General features: G+C 69.3%; 14 protein-coding genes and 1 pseudogene. 6 read left to right on the top strand and 9 right to left on the bottom strand.

What is annotated here, in order from left to right; translation table 11 throughout:
- Positions 1–87 precede the first annotated feature (87 nt).
- From ABD848_RS14390 to ABD848_RS14380, 3 genes are read right to left on the bottom strand one after another with little or no spacing between them, the layout of a single operon-like run.
- Positions 88–1,509 carry a cytochrome P450 gene (locus tag ABD848_RS14390; RefSeq protein ID WP_344972008.1) on the bottom strand — a complete coding sequence of 474 codons (1,422 nt, stop codon included), beginning with the start codon at positions 1,507–1,509 and terminating at the stop codon, positions 88–90.
- Entirely contained in the window at positions 1,506–2,633 is a 1,128-nt protein-coding gene (locus ABD848_RS14385; protein WP_344972006.1) for an alpha-hydroxy acid oxidase, read from the bottom strand. The genes ABD848_RS14390 and ABD848_RS14385 overlap by 4 nt, the downstream gene beginning before the upstream one ends.
- Positions 2,630–4,228 (bottom strand): NAD(P)-binding domain-containing protein, encoded by a 1,599-nt coding sequence (locus ABD848_RS14380; protein WP_344972004.1) that lies wholly within the window; start codon positions 4,226–4,228, stop codon positions 2,630–2,632. The genes ABD848_RS14385 and ABD848_RS14380 overlap by 4 nt, the downstream gene beginning before the upstream one ends.
- Positions 4,229–5,027: 799 nt before the next feature.
- On the opposite strand from ABD848_RS14380, the gene rox reads away from it, so the two are divergent.
- Positions 5,028–6,455, top strand: coding sequence for a rifampin monooxygenase (gene rox, locus ABD848_RS14375; protein WP_344972002.1), 1,428 nt, complete (start codon positions 5,028–5,030; stop codon positions 6,453–6,455).
- A 162-nt stretch (positions 6,456–6,617) separates the two neighbouring features.
- Here the strand turns inward: rox and ABD848_RS14370 are convergent, their stop codons facing one another.
- Complete coding sequence (locus tag ABD848_RS14370) at positions 6,618–8,009, bottom strand: alpha/beta hydrolase domain-containing protein (RefSeq protein ID WP_344972000.1); 1,392 nt, start codon at positions 8,007–8,009, stop codon at positions 6,618–6,620.
- A 431-nt stretch (positions 8,010–8,440) separates the two neighbouring features.
- A complete protein-coding gene (locus tag ABD848_RS14365; protein WP_344971997.1) occupies positions 8,441–9,400 on the bottom strand; it encodes a LysR family transcriptional regulator in 960 nt (319 codons plus the stop codon).
- A gap of 78 nt (positions 9,401–9,478) precedes the next feature.
- On the opposite strand from ABD848_RS14365, the gene ABD848_RS14360 reads away from it, so the two are divergent.
- Positions 9,479–10,768, top strand: coding sequence for an MFS transporter (locus ABD848_RS14360; protein ID WP_344971995.1), 1,290 nt, complete (start codon positions 9,479–9,481; stop codon positions 10,766–10,768).
- A gap of 754 nt (positions 10,769–11,522) precedes the next feature.
- A complete protein-coding gene (locus ABD848_RS14355) occupies positions 11,523–12,998 on the top strand; it encodes a DHA2 family efflux MFS transporter permease subunit (protein WP_344971993.1) in 1,476 nt (491 codons plus the stop codon).
- A gap of 192 nt (positions 12,999–13,190) precedes the next feature.
- Here the strand turns inward: ABD848_RS14355 and ABD848_RS14350 are convergent, their stop codons facing one another.
- Positions 13,191–14,216 (bottom strand): phosphotransferase family protein, encoded by a 1,026-nt coding sequence (locus tag ABD848_RS14350; protein WP_344971991.1) that lies wholly within the window; start codon positions 14,214–14,216, stop codon positions 13,191–13,193.
- Positions 14,217–14,356: 140 nt separating this feature from the next.
- Here ABD848_RS14350 and ABD848_RS14345 point away from each other — a divergent pair.
- The 3 genes and pseudogenes from ABD848_RS14345 to ABD848_RS14335 all read left to right on the top strand — a co-directional run.
- Positions 14,357–15,704: pseudogene (locus tag ABD848_RS14345) on the top strand (MFS transporter); the annotation flags it as partial.
- Positions 15,705–16,569: 865 nt separating this feature from the next.
- Positions 16,570–17,271, top strand: coding sequence for a response regulator transcription factor (locus tag ABD848_RS14340; RefSeq protein WP_344971989.1), 702 nt, complete (start codon positions 16,570–16,572; stop codon positions 17,269–17,271).
- Entirely contained in the window at positions 17,268–21,272 is a 4,005-nt protein-coding gene (locus ABD848_RS14335) for an MMPL family transporter (protein WP_344971987.1), read from the top strand. The genes ABD848_RS14340 and ABD848_RS14335 overlap by 4 nt, the downstream gene beginning before the upstream one ends.
- Positions 21,273–21,452: 180 nt before the next feature.
- Here ABD848_RS14335 and ABD848_RS14330 read toward each other — a convergent pair whose 3' ends face one another.
- The 3 genes from ABD848_RS14330 to ABD848_RS14320 all read right to left on the bottom strand — a co-directional run bounded on the left by ABD848_RS14330 (position 21,453) and on the right by ABD848_RS14320 (position 24,661).
- The gene (locus tag ABD848_RS14330) at positions 21,453–22,787 is read right to left on the bottom strand and encodes an SGNH/GDSL hydrolase family protein (RefSeq protein WP_344971985.1); all 1,335 of its coding nucleotides are present in this window, start codon (positions 22,785–22,787) and stop codon (positions 21,453–21,455) included.
- 6 nt (positions 22,788–22,793) lie between these two features.
- Positions 22,794–23,519: a polysaccharide deacetylase family protein gene (locus ABD848_RS14325; protein WP_344971983.1), complete on the bottom strand. Its 726-nt coding sequence runs from the start codon at positions 23,517–23,519 to the stop codon at positions 22,794–22,796.
- A gap of 110 nt (positions 23,520–23,629) precedes the next feature.
- Complete coding sequence (locus ABD848_RS14320) at positions 23,630–24,661, bottom strand: LacI family DNA-binding transcriptional regulator (RefSeq protein WP_344971981.1); 1,032 nt, start codon at positions 24,659–24,661, stop codon at positions 23,630–23,632.
- Between the last annotated feature and the right edge of the window lie 156 nt (positions 24,662–24,817).

Genomic DNA, 24,817 nt, shown 5'->3' with positions numbered 1-24,817 from the left:
CGGTGGTGCGCGACCGGTCGGCTCGGGCCGACGGCCGCGGCGGAGGGAGCCGGAGCCGAGGTCCGCCGTGGCCGTCTTCTCTGCTGCTCAATGGCTGTCGGTGGTCGAGGCGGGGCCGCCGGGAGGGGTGGCGAAGTAGTTCCGGCACAGTCCTTGACGCTGGGCGTCCCAGACCATGTAGCTGCCTAGGAGCAGTTGGACGAGGCTGCGCGGGACCGCCGCCCAGCGATCGGCCAGCCGCATCGCGGCGAGCCGGAACCTGCGGCGCGCCGGAGCCACGCCCATCGCCGCGGCGTCGGCACGCGGGACGAGCAGACAGGGACCGCGGCTGGGCAGCGAGCGGGTGTGCTCGGCCGAGGACTCCAACCGGAAACGGCGCAGCATCTCCTCGGCCGCGACGCGCATGGTCAAGATGGCGAACCCGCGGGCTGGACAGGGACGGTTGGCGGTCACCCCGAACGGGATGAAGGCGGAGGGCTTGGTCTCCGGTGACAGCCACCGGTCCGGGTCGAACTCCTGTGCGTCGGGCGCGCCGGAGCGCTGGTATTCGGGGTAGTTGAACAGCAGGACCGAGCCGGCGGGGATGGGCTCCCGCTCGGCCCGGGGGACCTCGGCGGTGGTGATCCGGTGGGCCACCCCGAACAGCGGAAAGTGCTGTAGCGTCTCGCTGATGGCCCGCTCCAGGAAGTCGGGCTCCTCCTCCCCCGCCAGCAAGCGCTCTTGCACCGGCTGGTGGGTGGCCAGGGCCAGCAGCAAATGGGCCATCGCCTCAGACATCTGTACGACGGCGGTGTTGAAGAACGTGCCCTGGAGGTAGTAGACCTGTTCCCGCTCGGAGAGCAGGGAGGGCAGCGGCACCGGTGGCGGCGCGGTGGCGAGCCGCTCGCGCAGGTAGGCGGTGAGCCGGGCCCGCCGGTCCATGTGCCGCAGGCTGGTGCACTTGAGGGCGTTGACCACGTCGTCGGCGTTGCCGGTGATCAGCTCCCGGACGTGGCGCGGGCACGGTTCCCGGAAGACCACCTCGTAGTAGACCTCGGCCCACACGGGCATCATCAGGTCCCGCAGCCTGACCCAGTGCGCCCGGACACCGGGCTGCCGGTCGCGGCCGTCGAGTTCGTCGAGCACCCGCCGGGTGCAGCGGCCGACCAGCTCCGTCCACTCCGCTTTGGACAGTCCGGCCAAGATCTGGCGGGTGGTCTTGGCCACCTCGTCGTAACGGGGGCCGGGCTCCAGGTGCTCCTGGTGCACCTCGGGGCCGGGAGAGAGCCAGTACCAGAACAGGTCGGACAGCGCGGCGCCCTGGCTGCGGCCGTTCGAGGCCGGGTGCGCGTACACCTGCTTGAACTCTTCGGCGGGCACGTCACGGCTGGGGGTGGGGATGCCCTCCTCGCCGTTGACCCAGGCGAAGATGCGCACCCGCAGCGCGATCACCGCCTTGGGCAGCCAGTACGGCAGGCTGGCGACCAGTGCCACGGCCGCGCCGACGATCAGCCATCCCGTGAGGCTCATGACACCACCCCGCCGTTGCAGGTGCCCTGCCCCGCATGTCCCCAGCCGGCTGGCCGGACCAGCTCGGGCGTGAGGTCATCCAGTCCGGACGCGCCGCACAGCGCCAGCGTGTCGTCGAGCTCGGCGTGCAGCAGCTCCAGCAGGTGTCGCACACTTTTCTCGCCGCCTTCGGCCAGGGCCCACATGACGGGGCGGCCGATCCCGACGGCGGACGCGCCGAGCGCCAGTGCCTTGACGACATCGGTGCCTCGCCGCACGCCGCCGTCGAGCACGATCGGAATCCGGCCGGCGACCGCGGCGGCCATCTCCGGCAGCAGTTCGAGGGTGGCCGGTACGGTGTCCAGTTGCCGTCCCCCGTGGTTGGACAGCACCAGCCCGTCGACACCGTGCTGCACGGCCAGGCGGGCGTCCTCGGGGTGCAGCACACCCTTGAGCAGAATCGGCAGCGAGGTGGTCCGGCGCAGCCAGTCGATGTGTTCCCAGGACAGCTCCGGGGACATGGCGATCTGGCGTACGTGTCCGCTCTCGCCGTCGCGCAGATCGCGCAGGTTCTCGCAGTACAGGCCGGCCGGCAGGTCATTGAGACCGTTGCGCCGGTTGCGTTCGTTGGCGCCCAGTACGGGAGAGTCCACCGTGACCACGAGTGCGGTGCACCCGGCGTCGGTCGCCCGGCGGACCAGCGCCTCGGTGATCTCCAGGTCGGGCTGGATGTAGAGCTGGAACCACAGCGAGACGTCGTCGCCGCCGACCGCGCGGGCCGCGTCGGCGATCTCGCCCACCGCCACAGTCGAGGCCATACTGACGATCATGAGCGCTCCGGCTGCTGCGGCGGCGCGGGCGGTGGCCAGTTCCCCGTCCGGGGTTACCAGTTTGTGGAAGGCGGTCGGCGAGAGCAGGATCGGCAGGTCCGCCCGGTCGCCGAGCAGCGTCACGGCCAGGTCCCGTTCGGCGCTGCCACGCAGCATTCTGGGAAGCAGCCGCAGGCCGCTGAACGCCGCCTCGTTGGCCCGCACGGTGATCTCGTCGCGTGCCCCGCCGGCGATGAAGTCGGCGTAGACGGGGTCGAGGGTGGCGCGCGCCGCGGTTTCGAAGTCGTGGACGTTGAGCATCACGGCGGCCCTCACCGACCCATGGTGGTCGTGGTGGGGGCGACCCCGAGTTCGCGGGCGAAGAAGTCGACCAGCGGGGCGTGGTGACTCTCGGGGCCGTCCCACTCGTTTTCCAGGTTCTCGGCCATGTGGTGGGTGGCGAGTAGTTCGCCGCCTCGGAAGTGGCGGATCACCGGGTGCAGGTAGGCGGCGTCGTAGGCGTCCTCGACCGAGTTCTGGGCGGTGCGGCGCACGGTGATGTCGAAGGGGTCGACCTTGTCGTGGTCGGGGCCGTACTCCAGGGTGAGGGTGAAGTACTCGCCGCCGCCGGTGATGTCGCTGTCGTGAGCGTAGTCGACTGGCACCTCCTCGTGGTACTGGGCCTGTTCACCAGGCCCCATGACCACCAGGTCCCCGATGGCGCCGAACATCTGCCACAGGGCCGAACTGCGGTTGGCGCGGGCCACCACGGCGTCGGCCAACGCGCTGGGGGTGGGGGCGAGCGGGAGCTGTGGCCAGGGACGGTCGTGGTGGCGCTCGTCGAGGATGCGGCTCAGCGCGCGTACGGCGTAGCGGAAGCCGTGGATGAAGCCGCCGGTGGATTTCTTGAAGTCGCGCTGCTGCATCACGGTGCCGGCGAAGTACAGCCCCGGCACGTTCACCGACTCATAAGCTGAGGTGAGGGCGGGGAAACGGTCGTTGATGGCCAACTCGGGGCGACATCCGGGGCCGAAGGCCGACGCGTCGAAGCGAAAACCGGTGCACACGATGACCCGGTCGTAGCGCAGCTCCTTGACCACCTCGTCGGCCCGGGAGAAGTTGAATCGAACCCGATACCGGGGGCCGGCGGTGGGCTCCTCGGCCTTGTCGATCGACAGCACCTCGCCGTCGAGCAGGGCGTTTTGTGACTTGAGCTGGTAGGTGTCGAGGAAATTGTTGTTGACCGCGCGCAGATGCCCGACGTAGTGGCTGTTCCAAGCCATCCGTATGGCGTGCGGCCCTGCCACGTGGATCACGGCCGCGGTCTCGATGAGGTTGTCCGCTGTCTCCAGCGCGGAGTTGCCCTTGCCGATGATGAGAACGCGCTGGTCGGTGAACTCGTCGGGGTCTACGGACACGGTGGCGTAGTCCTCGGCGGTTTCGATGCCGGGAATGTCGGGGGTGTTGGCCAGGCTCAGCCCGGTGGCCATCACCAGCCGTCGGGCGTGGTGTTCGCGGCCGTGCTGATCGGTGACGCAGAAGCGGTCGTCCTCGCGCCCGATCTGTTCCGCCCGCGTGTCGTAGGCGATATCAAGGTCAAAGGTTGCGGCGAAGTCGGCCAGATAGCGCAGCAAGTCGTCGGCTTGGGGAAAGTAGCGTCTGGTGTAGCGGGTGAAGAGCAGCCGCGGGTCCGGCGACAGCAGGGAATTCCAGTCCATCCGCAGGTTGAACTCGGGATCGGCGATGCCGGTGTGTGGCTTGTTGATGGAGATAAGCGTGCGATGGCGCGGGAAGGTTCGGAAGAAGGTGCCCGGTGCGCTGCCGCTTTCCAGAATCCGGTACTCGTGCCCCGCCTCGTGCAGTAATTGGCCGAGCTGGAGTCCCGCGGGACCGGCACCGACGATGAGGTAGTCAAGGGCGTTACGCTGCACGATCTTCTCCTTCTGACGGGGGATTTCGCGGGCATATAAAATCTTCCACCGCTAGGATTTCCTTGAAGGTTGAAGGTTAAAGTAACACCGTAATAACCGGAAGCATGAACTGGCAATAGCCGTACTGGGCCATCACAAAATCGGGACGTTTTCCCAGCTAGCACCACCCGAAAGAACTTTGCCGCCCGCCGCCTCGGAAAACTCTCCCCGCGAACGAAATCGGTGCACAGCAAAAATCCAGCACACGCAGGACTTTCGCAATTCACATGCGAGAACGCACGAAATTTTCGCCGCGTGCGTGTCGGTCGGGAGGTGCGGGACGCCGGGGCATGACGCCCTTCTCGCCCGCGGATGCGCATTCACCTGCCGGAGACGCCTGCGGTCATGGCGGTAAGAGCCCATGAAAAGACGGCGTGTGGTATCCGGAGATCCGCTGGGGACGCCGTATCGCGGTGGGTGGCGAGGCGCCGCTTCACCAAGGGCTGTCCGTCCACGGTGGAGGACTCGGGGACAGGAAAGATATCCCCTGCCATTTTCAATGTATAGCGCACCGGGGGGCTTGCGGCAAGCCCCGGGGCGTGCCGCAGAATCTCCAGTCGAAGCCGGGACCCGCGGAAATCAGAGGTTCGCGAACGAGGCGTGTTTCTGTCGACGTGTGGGGCGCGGGGAGGTCGAACCATCGGGGCGCTCGTGGCGCGGTTGCGGGCACTCGGTGCAACGGTGCGAGTGTGCGCGCCGCCTGACTGCCCGCGGCAGCCGGCCGAAAAACAAGAAAAACAATTTGTTAAATGGGGGGCTCATGATCGACGTGATCGTGGTCGGCGGCGGGCCGACCGGCTTGATGCTGGCCGGCGAGTTGCGGCTGCACGGCGTGTACGTGGTCGTGCTGGAGAAGGAGGTACAGCCCGCCGAGCAGGCCCGCGCGCTCGGTCTGCACGTGCGCAGTATCGAGGTGATGGACCAGCGCGGTCTGCTGGAGCGGTTCCTCGCGCTCGGCGAGCGGTTCGCGGTCGGAGGCTTCTTCGCCGGTATCACCAAACCCTGGCCCGACCGGCTGGACACCGCGCATCCCTACATACTGGCCATCCCGCAGCACGTCACCGAGCGCCTGCTGGCCGAGCACGCCGCCGAACTGGGCGCCGAGATCCGGCGCGGCTGCGAACTGGTCGGGCTGAGTCAGGACGACCAGGGGGTGAGCGCCGAACTGGCCGACGGCACACGGCTGCGCTCACGCTACCTCGTGGGCTGCGACGGCGGCCGCAGCACGGTACGCAAGCTGCTGGGCGTGGGGTTCCCCGGTGAGCCCAGCAGGGTCGAGACGCTGCTGGGCGAGGCGGAGGTGACCGCGACGCCGGAGGAGCTGGCCGCCGTGGTGGCCGAGGTCCGCAAGACCCAACTGCGGTTCGGCGCCATGCCCCTCGGCGAGGGGGTGTACCGTCTCGTCGTGCCCGCCGACGGGGTTGCCGAGGACCGCACGATCCCCCCGACCCTCGAAGAGCTCAGGCGGCAGTTGCGGGTGTTCGCCGGTACCGACTTCGGCGTGCACTCACCGCGCTGGATCTCCCGTTTCGGCGACGCCACCCGGCTGGCCGAGCGTTACCGAAGCGGCCGGGTGCTGCTGGCCGGCGACGCGGCGCACATCCACCCGCCGACTGGCGGGCAGGGGCTCAATCTCGGCGTCCAGGACGCGTTCAACCTCGGCTGGAAACTAGCCGCCGAGGTCGACGGCTGGGCACCGGCGGGGCTGCTGGACAGCTATCACACCGAACGCCACCCGGTGGCCGCCGACGTGCTGGACAACACCCGCGCACAGATCGAGCTGCTCTCCCCCGAGCCAGGGCCCCGGTCAGTACGCCAGCTCATTGCGGAACTGATGGACTTCGAGGACGTGAACCGGTATCTGACCGAGAAGATCACCGCGGTCGGAGTCCGCTACGACTTCGGTGAAGGGCATGATCTGCTCGGCACGCGGATGCGCGACCTCGAGTTGAAGCGGGGCCGCCTCTACGAACTGATGCACAGTGGCCGGGGACTGCTGCTCGACCAGACCGGTCGGCTCTCGGTGGCGGGCTGGACGCAGCGAGTCGACCACGTCGTCGACGTCAGCGAGGAACTGGACGTGCCCGCAGTGCTGCTGCGGCCGGACGGCCACGTAGCCTGGGTCGGCCAAGACCAGCAGGATCTGCTCAACCAGCTACCCAAGTGGTTCGGCGCTGCCGCCGGTTGAGCGCGCGGTTGTGGCCCTGGGACGACCGTGATCGTGGCGGTGGAGCGGCCGCCGGCTTCAGGGGTCTCAGGCGGTAGGTCACGTGATCGATATCTGGACAGCACACACGAAGCCGCCCCCCGCACGATGCTGGGGGCGGCTTGTCCGGGCTCGCGGCGCTGGTTAGCGAGCGACGTCGGACCGGACAGCGTCGAAACGGTTGCGCAGCGAGTCCGCCAGGGTGACGTAGCCAGCGAGGACGTTGCGGCGCTCGACCCGCTTGACCTGGAACACATAGGAGGCGTGGGAGTCGTAGCGCTGGGCCAGCTCCGCATCCGAGTAGGGCTCGTGCGAGCCGAAGAGGACGCAGAAGAAGTCGGACGGGATCGTCGCGGAGTTCACGCCCGTGTTCAGCGCGGTGGGCACCTCCACCTGGGAGAGGCGGATGCCGCCAAGCGCATGGCCGTCCTCGTCCCGGGCGATCTCGCCGTCCTCGGTGCGCTCGATCGGGTCGGCCTCGGGCGGAGCAGTCCCGTCCTCGGCCCACTCGCTGAGGTGGTTGTAGGAGGCGTTGAGCACGTGGTGCAGCGGCACGCGGCTGAACGGGGGCTGGGCGCAGTTGTACTGCGGCTGCCCGCCGGGCAGGTCACGGTTGTCCACCCCCTCGCGTGCGGCTCGGCCGCCCCAGCCGGAGTGCGCGGTTCCCGCGACCTCCCAGGTGTGGACACTGTCGGCGATGCCTTGGGCGGGGAACAGGGTGAGGTCGGTCTCGGAGAGCACCTGGAAGGCGGGTTCGGGCCGCTCGGTCGTGGGGGCCGAGCCGACGATGAACCCGTAGCCGTCGAAGACCGGCTCGATGTGGGGCAGAATCCGGTCGTAGTAGGCCGTCATGCGGCCCGCCGACTGTGACGCTCCGATCGCCAGGAGCTGGTCGAGCTCGATGCCTCCGGCGAGTGCGCTGTCGGGCTCGCGCAGTTCTTGGGCGGTCTGGGAGAAGATGTCGTAGGACAACTGGTCGTTCTCGACGGTGCCGCCGTCGGTGACGTCGAGGTCGCCGTAGCGGGCGGGGCTCCACTCGGTCAGGTAGGAGACGCCCACGTTCTGGGCGGAGACGCCGACCCAGGTGTAGCCCTCGCGCATGATGTGCTCGGAGCTGGGCGACCAGAGGGCGTCGATGTCATAGCCGGCGCTGACGTTTTGCCACTCGACCAGTGCGGTCCCGTTGGAGTCCCACTGGTGCTCGGGGCGGCGCACGATGACCCGGGTCCGGTAGGGGTGCTCGGAGGCGACAGCGCCGTCGACGTACTGGTTGGCCGTGCCGGAGACGATGAACTCCTCCTCGACGTAGTCGTAGCTGTCGAGGTCGACATCGGTGGCGTAGAAGGGGTAGGTGTCCTCGATGTTGTCGGAGGCGGGGTCTCCGGGGGCCGTCCCGGGCAGGGGCCCCTCGACCTCGGGGACGGGGACGGGGCTCGGGTCGTCGGTGGGTGCTGCGGCTGCCATGGGCGCGAGCAGCGCGAGGCTGGCGCCCATGAGTGCGGCCACCGTTCCCAGCCGGTGGGAGGTTGCGGACACGGTGCTGTCTCCTTCGAGGCTCGGGGGAAGAGCCGAAGATGGCCACTTGGCGAAACGAAGTTATAGCGGTGTGTCGCACCCCACAACAGCAATAAGGGGCATCAGAGCATAAACAGGTCGTTTTCCTGATGCTGCTTTCGGTCACTGAGCGGGGATCAGTGGAGCCTTGACATCGAAGAACGGCCATCACATACCGCGGCTGCTCCGCCGCGGCTGCTCCGCCCCGGCCCCCCGGCTCCCACCGCCCCCGCCGATCGGGCCTCGGCAGGTGCTCTTCCGCTGCACAGGGGCAAAGCCGTCCCCCTCGCACTCCCCACTTCACAGCCGCTGCTTCCAGTACGCGACGCCACCCGTGCCCGCGCGTGCGAGCCGTAGCCCAAAGCCCACCGCGGCACCCCACAGGGACGGCTTCCCGTACCGGCCACCGTGGTTCAGCTCTCCTGCGCGGCTGCGCCGTCTCCTTCGGTTCGGCTGGTGTGCGACTGCTGGTGCAGGCCGGTGGCGGTCGTGGTGATGGTCTCCAGGACGGTGCTGATGACGGGGTGGTCGCGGCTGCCGAGGCGGGTGGCGGTCAGGACGCGGCGCACGGGCGCGGGTTCGCCGTGCAGCGGGATACGGGTGACCGGTAGTCCTTCGGGCAGCCGCGCGAGCCGGGGCACGAGGATGATGCCGAACCGGTGGGCGACCAGGGCGGTTCCGGTGTCCCACTCGTCGGCGTAGTGGGCGATGCGGGGCGTGAACCCGGCCGCCATGCAGGCGGTGCGCACCAGGTGGTGGTACGTACTGCCGGGCTGGCCCAGAATCCACGGCTCGTCGGCGGCATCGGCGAGCGTGACCCTGCGGCGTCCGGCCAGCGGGTGCCCGCTGGGCACAACCAGATCGAGCGGGTCGTCGAGCAGCGGATGCTGGTCGAAGCGGGTGTCGGAGGCCGGCGGGGTGTCGGCGGTGGGGATCAGCAGCGCGAGGTCGGCGTCGCCGGCCAAGAGCAGATCGAAGCAGCGGGCGGGTTCGGCTTCGATGACGCGCACGCTCAACTGCGGATAGCGGTCCCTGAGGACGGCAGCGGCCGGCGGCAGCAGGTGGGTGGCGGCCGTGGAGAAGCCGCACAACGTGAACAACCCACCCGTCTCCTCGGCGGAGGCGGCGAGTTCGGCGCGGGCGCGCTCGGCTTGAGCGAAGAGCGCTTCGGCGTGGCGCAGCACGATGGCGGCTGCGGCGGTCAACCTGATCCCTCGACCGGACTGGGTCACCAGGTCGACACCGAGTTCGGCGGCCAACTGGCGCAGTTGGTGGGAGACCGCCGAGGGCGTGTAGTGCAACGCCTGGGCAGCGGCGGTGACCGTGCCGTAGTGGTCCACGAGCTGGAGCACCCGCAGCTTCGGATCGATCATGTAATTATTTTGCACAATCATATGCAAGAACGTTTGCTTTTCTACAGTGGTCGTGCAGTGCACGCTGAGAGCGTGTTGATGAAGCAACCCCCCAGAGAAAGCCCTACCCAGGAGTTCGGTCACCAGTTCCCCTCTGGTGGACGCGAGCGGCGCACGGCGGCTTACCTGCTCGTCGTGCTCACCGCTGGGGCCTACCTGCCCAGCCCGCTCTACCCCGGCTACCAGGAGGCCTTCGGGTTCAGCGACCTGGCGATGACCCTCATCTACGCCACATTCGCCCTGGTCAGCGCCCCCGCGCTGCTGCTGTTCGGGTCGGCCGCCGACGCGCTCGGCCCGCGGCGAGTGCTGCGGAGCAGTGTGGTGGTGGCTGCCGTGGGCTCCACCTGCTTCGCATGCGCCGCGGGCCCGGTGTGGCTGCTGGCCGGCCGCGCCGCACAAGGACTTGCACTCGGCGCGGCCACGGGAGCCGCGACGGCACTGCTGATCCACAACGCCCCGGAGCACAAGCGCCCGCGGGCCTCGATGCTGGCCGGCATGGCGTTCGTCTCCGGTACCGCCGCGGGCCCGATCGCCGCGGGGGCGCTGGCGCAGTACGCCCCGGCGCCGGCGGTGCTGCCGTATCTGATCCACCTGGTCCTGCTGGCGGAGGGGATGCGCCGGGTATCGGCCCTGTCCGCGGCGCCGCCACACCCGCGCCGCTGGCGCCCCACCTGCCCACACGTCCCCGCCAGCCTGCGGCAACGGTTCGCCGTCGCCGCGACCACGGGGTTTCTCGCCTGGAGCGCGGCCGGACTGTTCCTGGCGGTGATACCGGCGACGCTCAGCCGAGCGGCCCGGATCGACGACCTCGCGGTCACGGGCGGACTCGTGGGTGCCGTGCTCGCCTGCTCCGTCGCGGCCCAGCCCTTGGTCGCGCGCTGCGGCGCGCCCCGCGCCCAGCTCACCGGGCTCGGCGCTTTGATGTGTGCTCTGGCCGTTCTTGCTGTCACCGGCGGCGGTTCGCTGCCGGCGACACTGCTCGCGGCGCTCGCCGCCGGAACCGGCCACGGGATGGCCTACGGCGGCGCCACCGCCGCCGTCGACGCGGCGGCTCCCGACCGTCACCGCGGGGCGATCAGCTCGGCGCTGCACCTCGCGTTCTACCTCGGCGCCGGCGGCCCCGCGATCGCGGTCGGGCTGCTCACCCTCTCCCACGACCTGACCACGGCGGTGTCCTGGCTCAGCGCCGCCGCGGCCCTGTTCACGCTGCCCGCGGCTACCGCGAGCGTACTGGTCCACCGCGTGCGAAGCGCGGCTGTGGCGACGATGGCCCCCGTCTCCTCAAGGAGCGGGCAGGCCGCCTCATCTGCTGTGGTTGGCCACACCTGAGCTGCCTCTCGTGGTTCGGTGACCTCCGGCCGCTGCCGCTGGTCACCGAAGCGTTTTGAACGGTTCCTGGACGGGTGGTTCTCCGCGCCGCCTTAGTCAACCGACGAGCAGCGAGCATCGCCGCTTTCTCCGCGCTCGAGGGGATCACCGTCGGGGGCGGACTCCGCGTAGAGGCGTTTGGCGAGGTCGCAGCGGCCGAACCCGTCGGACAGCGACGCCAGCCGGTGGGGAATCTACCCGCTGGTGGTACGCCGAGTGCCGGGTGTACTGCTCTGCGTCCACGGCTAGGACGGCACGTTAAGTGCGGTAGCGGGGAACTGGTCCGCGACGGTCGAGAGATGGCGATCTTCTCCACGTTGAATCCGGCGACAGGAGGTGGTCGCACGGGTGCATGGTGGGGTGCCGGACGGTGAAGATGCGCTCAAAACCAGACACAACAGCTCCCCTCGTCTCCTGAGAATCGCCTCGTTCATGTCGCCGAGGCCGGTCGGCCCTGCCGCGCTGCGGTCCTTCCGTTGAGACCAGTGCCACATCGTGGGCGATCCCCCCGCCGGGAGTCGCTTCGTCGTCGCCCGCACCCGCCGCGAGGGGCTCACCGCCGCTGTGACCGGCGTGGCCACGACCGAAACCGGACGGCTCGGGTGTCAAGTCATTATCGTGCGGTGCGGCCGGGAAATGTCCCCTGGCCCCGGTAGCCTGACGCGTGGCTTTTCCACCATTGATCCACCGAATTCACTCTGGATGAGGTATTTCCATGACCGATACCGCGGGCGCCAGTGCCGCGGCAGCCGAGCAGCGGCCCACAGCGCCGCGGGCCGGCCTACTGATCGGTGTGCTGGTCGTCTCGGCTTTCGTGATGATCCTCAACGAGACGATTCTGAGTGTCGCGCTGCGGGACCTCAGCGTCGAGCTCGATGTTTCGACGACGACGGTGCAGTGGCTGACGAGCGGCTTCTTGCTGACGATGGCCGTGGTCATCCCGACCACCGGCTTCCTGCTCGAACGGTTCACCCCACGCCAGATCTTCTTGGCCTCGTTGACACTGTTCAGCCTGGGCACACTGCTCAGCGCCCTGGCGCCGGGGTTCGGGGTGCTCCTGGTGGGGCGTGTCGTGCAGGCGTGTGGCACCGCGGTGATGATTCCGCTGCTGATGACCTCGGTGATGCGTCTCATTCCGCCCGAGCGGCGCGGCGCCACGATGGGCACGATCACGATCGTCATCGCCGTGGCCCCCGCACTCGGCCCGACGATCGGCGGGGCGGTGCTGTCCTGGCTGGGGTGGCGCTGGATGTTTTGGATCGTGCTCCCGCTGGCGGTGGCCGCGCTGGCTATCGGGGCGGCCTGGCTGCGGCTGGATAGTCAAACGAGAGCGGTCCCGCTGGACCTGTTCTCGGTACTGCTGTCGGCGCTCGGGTTCGGCGGCGTGCTCTACGGGCTGTCCTCGTTCGGGGAGTCCAGCGGTGGGCAGCACCCGTTGCCGCCGTGGCTCCCGCTGGTAGTCGGGCTCTTCGCACTCGCGGTGTTCGTGTGGCGCCAGACGCGCTTGCAGCGCAACGACCGCGCCCTCCTCGATATGCGCCCCTTCACCCACCGCAGCTTCGTGGTCGCCCTGATCCTGGCCGCCCTGCTGTTCATGTGCCTGCTCGGGGCCGGAGCGATCATGCTGCCGCTGTTCATGCAGACGGTGCTGAACACCAGCACGTTCGTCAGCGGGTTGGCCGTGCTGCCCGGCGGGCTGCTCCTGGGACTGCTCGGCCGCCCTGTGGGGGCGCTGTTCGACCGGGTCGGCGCTCGCCCCTTGGTCATCCCGGGGGCGCTGGCCATGGCGGTATCGCTGTGGCTGTTCGCCGCACTCGGACCGGACTCGCCGCTGGTTGCGGTCATCGCCATCCACCTGTTGCTCATGGGCGGGCTCGCGCTGATGATGACCCCGTTGATGACCGAGTCGCTCAGTGTGCTGCCCGACCACCTCTACTCCCATGGCAGCGCTATCCTCACCACGCTGCAACAGGTGGCCGGCGCGCTCGGTACCGCCCTGTTCGTCACCGTCGCCGCGCTGGGCAGCGCCGCCGCTTCCGAGGGCCCGGACCCCGCCGGCCTGCGCTTGGCGTTCATCGTCGGCGGATGCGTCGGTGCGCTCGCGGTGATCACGGCGCTGTGCGTCCGCCGTCGCCCCACCCCGCAGCCGGCCGCCGCGCCCGCTGGGAAGGAGCACGAGGGCGCGGCGTGACCCGGTGGGCGTGGGGGCGTCGTCGCCGCCACGCCCACCGTGGGACGCCACGGCCCCGGTCGCCGGTCCGGCTGCGCCGGTGCCACCCAGGCGTCCTCTCCTCCGCGGGATTCTCGCCGGCCGATTCCGGCGCCCCGCCGGTGGGCTCCGCCCTGACCGACTCGCCACCGGTCGGGCGCGAAAGCGTCGGTCTCAGCTACGCCACGAAACGTCTCCCTTCGCAAGGGTGTCCAGTTCGGCGCGCAGGTGCCGGGTGACGAGCCGTACATGGGCCGAATCCCCCGAGGCGGAGAGTCCCCGCGGCACCGACTCGACCAGCATGATCAGGTAGAGGTAGCAGCGGTACACGGCAAGCCGCTGCCGCGTGCCGGTGTCGAACTCGATCCGGCCGCCGGCCGAGCGGTAACCGTTGAGGAGGTGGGGGTCGGTTTCGACGTCGCCGAACAGGGCGAGCGACACGAACTCCGCCAGCGGGTCGCCCCAGAAGGCGCGCTCACCGTCGACCAGGCCGCTGATCCACGGGCGCCCGGCAGCACGGTCCACGAGGATGTTGCCGTCCCAGAGGTCGAAGTGGACCAGAACCGGGGTGCGCACCTCGTCGAGCGGGTCCGCGGCGGCGGTGACGATCTCCCTGATCCGCTCGGTGGTCTCGGGCAGGTCCACGGCGAAGGCATCGGCGTCGGCGAGCAGAGCGTCGACCATGGCCAGGAACGCAGCCCGCCAGGTCGCGCTCAGGGGCGCCTGCGGGTAGCCGAACCCGGTGCCTGTCATGTGGTGGAGCGCGGCGACCATGCCGCCCAACTCGGTGCGCAGTCGCTCCCGCTCAGGCTCGCCGATGTGTTCTCGCTGGGCGTGCCAGTTGGCTCCGGGAAGATCGCTGAGCACCAGGAAGTCGGTGTCGATCAGGTCGCGGGTGAAGTCGGCGTGCAGCACTTCAGGCACCGGTGCCCGGCCGGCCGCGGTCCGGTAGTACATCGCCTCGGTGTGCATGATCCGATGCTCATAGCTCAAGATCGCGGTCTCGGGGGCGGGAGCGACCTTGAGCACCAGGCTGGGGCGCCCTGACCGGGCCGGGTCCAGGCCGACCCGGAAGGCGGTATTGAAGTTGGCGTCGGTGAGCCGGGTGCACGAGACAGCGTGGCCGGGGTCGATGCCGGCTGCTGCGAGCAGGGAGCCGATCTGCTCCCAGTCGAGCCGCCGCCGGTGAGGGATGTTCACTACGCATGCCTTTCCGAGGAGTGAGTGGCGTCCCGGCGAAGCGGGGCCGTTAACCCAACGTAAGGAAAAATGGGCGCGTCCGGCCTCGACGGGCACGTCGACGGGCCGAGCGGGCTTCCGTCATGGGGGCGGCGATAACCGTGCCCAAGCTGCCTGAGCCCGTGAACGCCCCCCGTCGACACCACCTGGGCCGTCACCACCACCCTGCTCGCCAGCGCCGTGGCGACACCGGTCATGGGACGGCTGGGAGACATGTACGGTAAGCGGCGCATGCTGCTGCTCAGTCTGCTGCTGTTGGTAACGGGATCGGTGATCAGCGGGCTGAGCACCACCCTGGCCCCGCTGATCGTCGGTCGGACGCTCCAGGGGCTGGCAGCCGGCGTCATCCCCCTGGGGATCAGCATCATGCGCGACGAACTGCCCTCTGAGCGGCTCGGCTCGGCGATCGCGCTGATGAGCGCCTCACTGGGGGTTGGGGGTGCGCTCGGTTTGCCGGCAGCCGCCTTCCTCGCCGAACGCGCCGATTGGCACGTGTTGTTTTGGGCCGCCGCGGGCTTCGGGGTTCTTGCTCTCGGGCTCGTGGTCGCGCTCGTGCCCGAGTCGACCGTGCGCACCGGCGGACGCTTCGACCTGCTCGGCGCCGCCGGTCTCTCGGCCGCGCTGGTGTGCCTGCTACTGGGCATCTCCAAGGGCGCCGATTGGGGATGGTCCAGCGCCACCACGACCGGGCTGTTCTGCGCCGCTGTCGCCGTGCTGGTGCTGTGGGGCCTATGGGAGGCGCGCGTGGCACGCCCGCTGGTCGACCTGCGCACTACTGTGCGCCGCCAGGTGCTGCTCACCAACGTCGCCTCCATCGTCTTCGGTTTCGCGATGTTCGCGATGTCGCTGGTGTTCCCGCAGGTGCTGCAACTGCCCGTCTCAACCGGCTACGGCCTCGGCGAGACCATGGTGACCGTCGGCTTGGTGATGGCCCCCTCGGGGGTGGTGATGGTCGCCATGGCACCGGTCTCGGCACGTGTCTCGAAGGTGAGCGGCCCCAAAACCATGCTGATGCTGGGCGCCGTCATCGTCGGAGGCGGCTACAGCGTGGGGATCGCGTTCATGTCCAGCGTGTGGCACCTGGTCTTGGTGTCCAGCCTCATCGGCGCCGGCATCGGGCTCGCCTACGGCGCCATGCCCGCTTTGGTGATGGCGGCCGTGCCCCTCTCGGAGACCGCCGCCGCCAACAGTCTCAACACGCTGATGCGCTCGATCGGGACCTCGACCTCCAGCGCGGTGGCCGGTGTCGTCCTCACCCAGATGACCACCACCCTCGGTGGGGCCAGCGTGCCCTCCCAGGAGGGTTTCCGCGTGGTTATGGCGATCGGCGCCGCCGCCGCACTCGCCGCCCTGCTCATCGCCGCGTTCCTGCCTCGCCAGAGGCGGGCGGCCCTCAAGCCGCGTCCGGCGCCCGCTTTCAGTACCACGAGGGCTCCCACCGCCGGTTAGGTGCGTAGCCGAACGGCAGCGGAAAGCGCACGCCACGGGCTCCCTCCCCCGCAGCGCGGGGGCTTGTGGCGGGGTGTGGTTTTGGTTTGAGGAGGGGATCGGGAGTTTCCCATCGCTCGTGTCTCGATCGCTGCGCGATCTCGACAGCCTGGGGTGGGCTGTGGCCACGGTGGGGCGGATACCGCGCGACGGGTGAGCTAAGACCGCGGGGGAACAAGCACCGCACAACGAATGAGCTAAGACCACGACGGCACAAGCACCGCAAGAAGCGGGCTGGGGTCAAGGTGGGTGCGGCGGCCCACCGCCTTCTGGGGTCCCCTCGGCCACCACCCCGCGGAGATCACCGCCCTCGCTCTATCACCCAACAGCGACACCCCGCACTGGAGCGACGTTCTGGGACACAGCGACACCCCCACGGCAACGAGACTCTGGGACACAACACCCCATCGGGGGAAAGCGACACCCCGCGCCGAAGCGACGCCGCCCCACCCCCGATGCTCCCCCGCATCGTCTCCGGCCACCCCAGCCACAACACCCCCTTCAGGCTGCCGAGATCGCGAAGCGATCGAGGCACGAGCGAACAGCAAACCCTCCACCCAGGGCAAGCAACAACCCCCACCTACGCCCCACCCACCACAACCGCCAAGACCACACAGCGATCAACACACGAGCAAGCACCACCCACCCTCGCTCGCCACCCAGGGAACCCCCGCGCGCGTTCGCGCTGCCCACACGCCGGCCCAGGCGGGGCTCGTGCGAGCCACGCAGCGCTGATCAGCAAAAATGTGGAGAGTCCCGCAAAGCGTGGCCGCAGCCGCGCTGCTCTCATCTATTTTTCATCAGCCTCGGATTCGCTGGATGCCCGATGAACCAACCCAGAATCCTCGTCGTCGACGACGAACCCAACATCGTCGACATGGTGACCACTGTCCTGGAGTTCCACGGCTTCGAGATGACTTCGGCCGCCACGGCGACCGAAGCGCTGGCCACCGCGCGGCTGCATCGCCCCGACCTCGTGGTGCTCGACGTCATGCTGCCCGACGGCGACGGCTTCGATGTGTGCCGCACCCTGCGCCGCACCCTGCCGGATCTGGGCATCGTCTTCCTCACCGCCAAGGACACCCCCAGCGAGCGGATCGCCGGCCTCACCTACGGCGGTGACGACTACGTCACCAAGCCGTTCAATATCGAGGAACTGCTGGCACGGGTGCGCGCGGTGCTGCGCCGCACCATGCCCGGCCAGGCGCACACCACCGAGGAAGCGATCCTGCGCTTCGCCGACGTCGAACTCGACGAGCACGCCTGCACAGTCCACCGTTCCGGCCACCCCGTGTCGCTGTCGCGCACCGAGTTCGACCTGCTGCGCTATTTGATGATCAACCGCGGCCACGTGCTCTCGCGCTCGCAGATCATCGACGCGGTGTGGAGCAGCCACTACACCGGCGGCTCCAACATCGTCGACACCTATATCGGCTACCTGCGCCGCAAGCTCGGCGAGTTCGGCCCCAACCTGATCCAGACCCAGCGCGGGTTCGGCTACGTGCTGCGTGAGGGCAGCGAAACATGACCGCGTTTCGCCGGTTGCGCACCCTGCGGGGCCGCATGGTCGCGGCCATCACCGCCTTGATGGCGCTCGCGCTGACCGCGGTGGCCGGCGTCAGCGCGGTCGCGCTGCACAACTACCTGATCGAGCGCACCGACCAACGCATCGAGGTCGCCGCCGAGTACGCCCGCGCGCGCCAGATCGAGCTGTTCGTCCACGACCCCGCCGAACTCGTCCGGCAGATCGCCGCCCCCAGCGAGTTCATCTTCGAGTTCACCCTCGACGAGCCCGACGCGCCCGACGCCCGGATGCACAAGGTGCAGGGCTCGGGGCCGCCGCTGCTGCAAGACATCGATGTCGCCACCGCACCCGAGGGCGTGTTCACGACCCACGTGGCCGGCGCCGCCTACCGCGCCACCGTGGTATACCTGCCCGCCCATGACGCCACCGTGCTGATCGCGCTGCCCCTGCAACCGGTGCACTCCACCGTGGGGCAACTGGTGGCGGTTGAGGCGTTGACCGGCTCGGTGGTGCTGCTGGCCACCCTCGCGCTGGCCTCAGCAGTGATCCGGCGCGGACTGCGCCCGCTCGACGACGTGATCGACACCGCTGAGGCCATCGCCTCAGACAACCTGGAGCGGCGCGTGCCGGCACCCAGCGGGACCGCCGCCTCCGAGGCCGGCCGGCTGACCACCTCGATCAACCGCATGCTGGAACGGTTGCGCGCCGCGATGAACGCCCGCGCGGAATCCGAGGAGCGGTTGCGCCGCTTCGTCTCCGACGCCTCCCACGAGCTGCGCACGCCGTTGACCTCGATCCGCGGCTACCTGCAAATGGTCTCGCAGGGGGTCGTCAACGTCGCCGACCGCCCCGACGTGATCACCCGCTCCGAAGAGGAGTCGGAGCGCATGAGCGCCATCGTCGACGACCTGCTGTACCTGGCCCGGCTCGACGAGCAGCCAACTCCCCGGCGCGAGGTGGTCGAGCTGAGCCGCGTCGTCACCGACAGCCTCGCCGACGCGCGCGCCGCCCAACCCGAACGCACGTGGCGCACCGAGATCGAGGCCGAAGGGCTGGTGCTCGGCGACGAGCAGGCACTGCGCCAAACCGTGGCCAACCTGCTGGCCAACGTGCGCGTGCACACGCCGGTCTCCAGCCCGGCGGTGGCCGCGCTGCGCCGCGTCGCGGGACGGGTGATCGTGGAGATCCGCGACGCCGGCCCCGGCGTGCCCGAGGAGACGGCCGCGTTCGTGTTCGAGCGCTTCTACCGCGGCGGTTCCCCGTCGCGACGGCCCGGAAGCGGGCTGGGGCTGTCCATCGTGCGGGCGGTCATGCGCGCCCACGGCGGTGAGGCGTTCTTCACTTCCTCCCCCGAGGAGGGGACAGTGGTGCGGCTGGAGTTTCCACTCCTGGACCCGGCTAGTGAAAGCCGCGCCACACGCTCCCGTGACGAGGCTCTCACTACCGGCGGCGGATTCTCATCGGATTTTCATCTTCCTCGGGAGTCGGACTCATCGGACACCGGTGAGCTTGCCCCGGACCGATCGTCGGGGAAAAGAGGAAGAACGAGCATGGCCCAACTGCTGTATCGCCTCGGGGGCATGGCGTTCCGCCGGAGGTGGCTGGTGGTGGTCACCTGGCTGGTGTTGCTGGCCACCGCCGCCGGGGCCGCCGCCGCGTTGCGCGTTCCCCTGAACGACTCCTTCACCATCCCGGGCACCGAGTCGCAGGAGACCAACGACCTGCTTGAACAGCGCTTCTCCGAGCGCAGTGGCGGCACGATCACCGTCGTGGCCCACGCACCCGACGGTTCCGACATCGTCGACGACCAAGACTACGTCGAAGCTGTGCGCGCCACCGCCGAGGAACTGCGCGACGTGGACGGGGTGGAGTCGGTCACCGACCCCTACGCTTCCCTCTCCGAGGCCCGCGAGCGCTACGACGCGGAGATCGACCAGGCTCGCCAAGAGGCGGTCGAGACCGCGCGCGAACGGGTGGAGGAACAGGTGCCACCGGGCACCCCCAACCGTGACGAGGTCATCGCCGGCCTGCTGCCCGACGCCGAGGAACAGGCGCGCGAGCAGTTCGCCCAAGAGGCACCGGAGTTCGACGAGGACGAGGTCGTCTCGCAGATCCCGCTGTTCTCCGAGAGCCGCTCCACCGTACTGCTGCGAGTGCAGCTCACCCAGCCCGACACCTCGGTTGCCGAGGAGACGATCGACGGCGTCCTGGCCACCGGCGACACCGCGCGCGAGGCCGGGCTCGAGGTCGAGTACAGTGGCCAAGCCATCTCGGTGGACACCCCCACCGTCGGCTCCAGCGAGGCATTCGGCGTCCTCGCGGCCCTGGTGGTGCTGCTGATCAACTTCGGCGCGGTCGTCGCGGCCGGACTACCCATTGTCGTGGCGCTGATCGGCGTGGGCGTGGGCATGTCGCTGCTGTACGCCGCCGCCGACTGGCTGGATCTGACCAGCACCGCACCGATCATGGCGATCATGCTCGGTATCGCGGTCGGTATCGACTACGCCCTGTTCGTGCTCTCGCGCCACCGCAAACAGGTGGCCGACGGGATGGCGCCCGAGGAGTCGGCTGCCCGCGCCATCGGGACCGCGGGCAGCGCAGTGGTCTTCGCCGGTGCCACCGTGATCATCGCGCTGCTCGGACTGTCCGTGGTGGGCATCCCGTTCCTGACGATCATGGGTCTGGCGGCGGTGGCCACAGTGGCGGTGGCGGTGCTGGTGGCGATCACGCTGCTCCCCGCGCTGCTGGGGTTCTTGGGCCGGCGCGTCACAGCGGGGCGGCTGCCGGTACTGGGCCGCCACGCCGAGGCCGCGATGCACACCGAACGGACACTGAGCATGCGGTGGGTGCGGCTCGTCACCCGCAGGCCGCTGCTACCGATCCTGGCGGTACTGGCGGTGTTGGTTATGGCCCTGATTCCGGTGCGCGAGCTGCACCTGGGGCTACCCAACGACGCCACCAGCCCCGAGGACACCACACAGCGCCAGGCATACGAAATCATCAGTGACGAGTTCGGCCCCGGATTCAGCGCGCCGCTGCTGGTGGTCGCCGACCTCACCGGGGTCGCCGACACCGAGGCCGCCACCGAAGGGGTCACCGACCGGCTCGACGGTCTCGACGGCGTGCAGGAGGTGACGCAGCCGCAGCTCAACGAGGCCGGCGACACCGCGATCATCACCGTGATCCCCGAGAACGGGCCATCGGACTACGCCACGGAGGACCTGCTGCACGAGGTGCGGGACCTGGAGGGCGACGTCGCCGAGGAGACCGGCGCCCAGATTTCGGTGACCGGATCGACCGCGGCCACCATCGACATCTCCGAACGGCTGGGCGAGGCCCTGCCGATGTTCCTCGCTGTCGTCATCGGGCTGGCGCTGGTGTTGATGACGGTGGTGTTCCGCTCGATCCTGGTGCCGGTCAAGGCGGCGTTGGGCTTCGTGCTCAGCGCCGGCGGCGCGCTGGGTATGACGGTGGCCGTCTTCCAGTTGGGCTACGGGGCCGACTTGTTGGGCGTGGAGCCGGCGCCGACGCTGGTGGCGTTCATGCCGGTGCTGCTGATCGGAATCCTGTTCGGCCTGGCCATGGACTACGAGGTGTTCCTGGTCTCGCGGATGCGGGAGGACTACGTGCACGGCGGCGACGCGCGGGCGGCCATCGTCTCGGGCTTCGGCCAGGGCGCGCGGGTGGTCACGGCCGCCGCGGTGATCATGACCATCGTGTTCGGGTCGTTCGTCTTCAGCCACAACGAGATCGTCAAGTCCATCGCGTTCGCGCTGGCGGCCGGTGTGGTGTTCGACGCTTTCCTGGTGCGGATGACGCTGGTCCCGGCTGTGATGGCGCTGTTCGGGCGGGCCGCGTGGTGGCTGCCGCGGTGGCTGGCGGCCGTGCTGCCCAACGTCGACATCGAGGGCGAACGGCTGGCCCGGCCGCACCACCAGCCCGCTACGGCGGCGTCTCCCGGTGCCGACGAGCAACCGCACGAACACGACCCGGCACGGTCGTAACAGTCGCAACTGCGGGGTGGGGGCGGTGCCGACCGGCCCCACCCCGCAGCGCCGTGTGCGACCTCGGTGGCTCGACCACGAGTCGGGCGTCCTGTTTTCGACGCTCACTCAGCGCGCATCCGCCGCACCACCGCAACGGTGGTGCGGCGGATGCAGGGCCAACCCGGCCACGGCGGACCTCTAGCGAGGCCCGCCGTGGCCGAACAGCCAGGTGGGCACGGCCTCGGCCATGGCTGCCATGCCCTCGTCGTTGGGGTGCAGGTGGTCACCGCTGTCGTAGGCGGGACGCAGCCGCAGCGGATCGTCGGGGGCGCGTAGCACCTCATCGAAGTCGATGACGGCGTCATAGGCTCCGCTGGTGCGAATCCACTCGTTGACCGCTTGGCGCTTGGCCTCGTTCTCCTCGCTGTAGAACCCGAGGGTGTCACCCTTGAACGGCGTGATGGTGGCACCGTAGATCCGCAGCCCCTCGGCGTGGGCGCGGGTGACGAGCTGGCGGTGGGCGCCGATGATCTCCTCAGCCGTGACGGTCTCCGACTCGGGGGCCGTGGTTCCGGGGTGGCCCAGGTCGTTGACTCCCAGCAAGACGACGACGTGGCTTACGCCCGGCTGGGCCAGTACGTCGCGGTCGAACCGCCCCAGGGCGCTCTGGCCGAAGAACGCGGCGTAGTTCTCGGCGTCACTGCCTTCGGGCGGGTTGGGGTCGTGCAGCAGCCGGTTGCCCGAGATCCCCACGTTGAGCACGCCGGTGCGGTGCAGGCGATCGGCGAGCAGGTCGGGCCAGCGGTGGTTGGCGTTGACCTCGGTTGCGGCACCGTCGGTGATGGAGTCGCCCAGAGCCACGACCGCTCCGGTGCTTCTCCCATGGGTGCGCACGCTGACGCCGGAAAGGAAGTGCCACTGCGTGAGGGTCTCAGTGGCCTCGACGCGAGTGTCGCCGGTGACGTTGCCGGCGGCCACCACGTTGTCCTGGTAGGAGAAGGCGTGCAGCGTAGTGACGGGGGTCTTCTCCGGCAGGTGGATACTCACGACCAGGTCGGAGCTCGCAGGCAGCGCCAGATCCACCGGATCGCTGAGCATCGGCGCGCCGGCCGGGATGGTCACCGAGGTGCGGTCGCCGAAGGTGACCGTGCGGTCGGTCTCAGGATCGATGTCGGTGCCCGAGGAGCCCGAGCGGAGCGCGACGTGTACCTCTCCGATGCGTAGCGGGGTTTCGCCGAACTCGTTGGTCAGCCGCAGCCGCACCTGGTCGCCGCCGACGCTGGTGTGGACGATCTGGCGGATGGTCTCGTCGTGCAGGACGGAGGTGGCCGTGTCCGGGGTGGCGGTGGGCGCGGTCGCCCAGGTGCCGACCCAGGAGTCGTGCTGGGAGCCGCCCCACGGGCCGCCCCCACCCCATGGGCTATACGCGGCGCTGGTGGTGGCTCCCCCGCAGACCAGGAGCAGCGTACTCACCGCGACGGCGGCCATTCGCCGCCAGATGCGGGGGCGAGATGTGGTTGTGTGCTCGCTCATGGCCGCCTACCCGCGCCACGCGGGGTGGGTGAAGTACCAGCCTTGGGACCTCAGCTCCGGGATGATGCGGGCCACGGCGTCGACCGTCTGGCTGCGGTCGCCCCCGCCGTCGTGCAGCAGCACCACCGACTGCGGGGTGATGCCCTCTCGCAGACGCTGCACCAGCTCGTCGGTGCCGGGAGTGTTCCAGTCACTGACGGTCAGGCTCCACCCCAGAGGCTGCATCCCCATGTCGGCGGCCACCTCGGGGGTTTGGCCCCAGGCGCCGTAGGGGGCTCGGAAGTAGGGGATGCGGGCGTGGGGTACCGCCTCGCGGATAGCCGCGCTGGTCTCTTCCAGGTCGGCGCGGATCTCCTCGGGCGACCAGGTGCTCATGTCGTCGTGGTGCATCGTGTGATTACACAGCGTGTGCCCGTGCGCCACGATCTGACGGACGAGGTCGGGGTGTTGGCGCACGTGGTCGCCCCACAGGCAGAACACGGCCTTGACGTGGTTCTGCCGCAAGACCTTGAGCAGGCGGGGGGTGTCTTCCGGGTCGGGCCCGTCGTCGAAGGTGAGGGCCACGGCCTGGCCGCCCCACTGGGTCGAGTCGACGATGTCGGTGGTGGGCTCGTTGGGGTAAGGCGGCCACCAGGCCCAGGCCTGCGCCGGTGATGCGGCCCAGAGGGCGCACCCAAGGGTGAGCAGGACCGCGAGGAGGCGGCCTCGAGTACGGCTGCGAGTGGGGGTCACACAGGTCTCCTAGGTCACGACGCACGAAATATTCCGAAAATTTCCGGAATGTAAAGGCAACCTAAGGAATGCTGTGTCGCGGTGTCAACGGCCTCTCACAGATCGCGCGGTCAGCGACCAGCCATCGCGGGTGGGGACGCGGTGCTGTCGCGAACGATGAGTTCGGTCGCCAACTCGATGCGTGGGCTCTCGATGTCCTCATAGCGCATGAGCCGGTGCATGGTGCGGACCGCGAGTCTGCCCATCTCAGCCAGCGGCTGGCGCACCGTGGTCAGCGGTGGAGAGGACCAACTGGCTTCCGGTAGGTCGTCAAAGCCGACCACACTGACGTCACCGGGCACGCGCAGACCGCGCTGGCGCAGGGCCTCATAGATGCCCAGCCCCATCTGGTCACTCGCGGCGAACACCGCCGTCGGCGGCTGGGCGAGGCCGAACAGATGCTCGCCCGCGCGAAAGCCCGACTCGTAGTCGAACTTGCCTTGGACGACGAGGTCGCCGTCGACGTCGAGGCCGGCGGTCTCCAACCCCGCCCGGTAGCCGTCGAGGCGGGCGCGGCTCGACCACAGTTCGGGGCGTCCGGCGACGAAGGCGATGCGGCGGTGTCCCAAGCCGATCAGATGCTCGGTCGCGCTGAGCCCACCGGCCCAGTTGGTGCAGCCGATGGTGGGTACGGCCATATCCGGAACGCCGACCGGATCGATCACGACAGCGGGCAGGTGCAGTTCCTCCAGCTCCGCGCGTAGATCGGAGTCGAGATCCGTGGTCACGAGGATGGCACCGTCACTGGCGCGCGAGCGGACGCTTTGCAGCCATTGCCGGGTCGAACTGGCACGCCGATGGATGGCCGACACCACGGTGCCGCTGCCCACCGCGTGCGCGGCGTCTTCGACACCGCGAATGATCTCGACCGCCCACGGACTGTCCAGATCGTTGAAGACCAGGTCCAGCAGGCCGACCTGCTCTTCGGCGCGGTGGCCGCGGCGCCGGTACCCGCGGGCGCGCAGCAGAGTCTCGACGCGCTCGCGGGTAGCGGGAGCCACGTCGCCTCGCCCGTTGAGCACACGTGACACCGTCGGCGCGGACACGCCTGCTTCCTCGGCGATCGCAGAGATGGTCACGGCTTGGGTCGGGATGTCAGCCACTAGTCCTCCTTCGTACCCACCCAGAGTACGAGGACGGCGGGGACCGGCAACCGCGCCGGAGCCCGTGCGGCTATTGACGGAGGGCGTGACGAGGGCTTAATGTCCATGATCTCTGCAAACCGAAAACTTCCGGAAATAATTATCGACTAATCGAAC

The sequence above is a fragment of the Salinactinospora qingdaonensis genome, assembly GCF_039539445.1.
GTDB classification, from domain to species: Bacteria; Actinomycetota; Actinomycetes; order Streptosporangiales; family Streptosporangiaceae; genus Salinactinospora; species Salinactinospora qingdaonensis.
The sequence above is the reverse complement of the archived record's forward strand: the minus strand, read 5'-3'. Positions and strand labels throughout refer to the sequence as shown.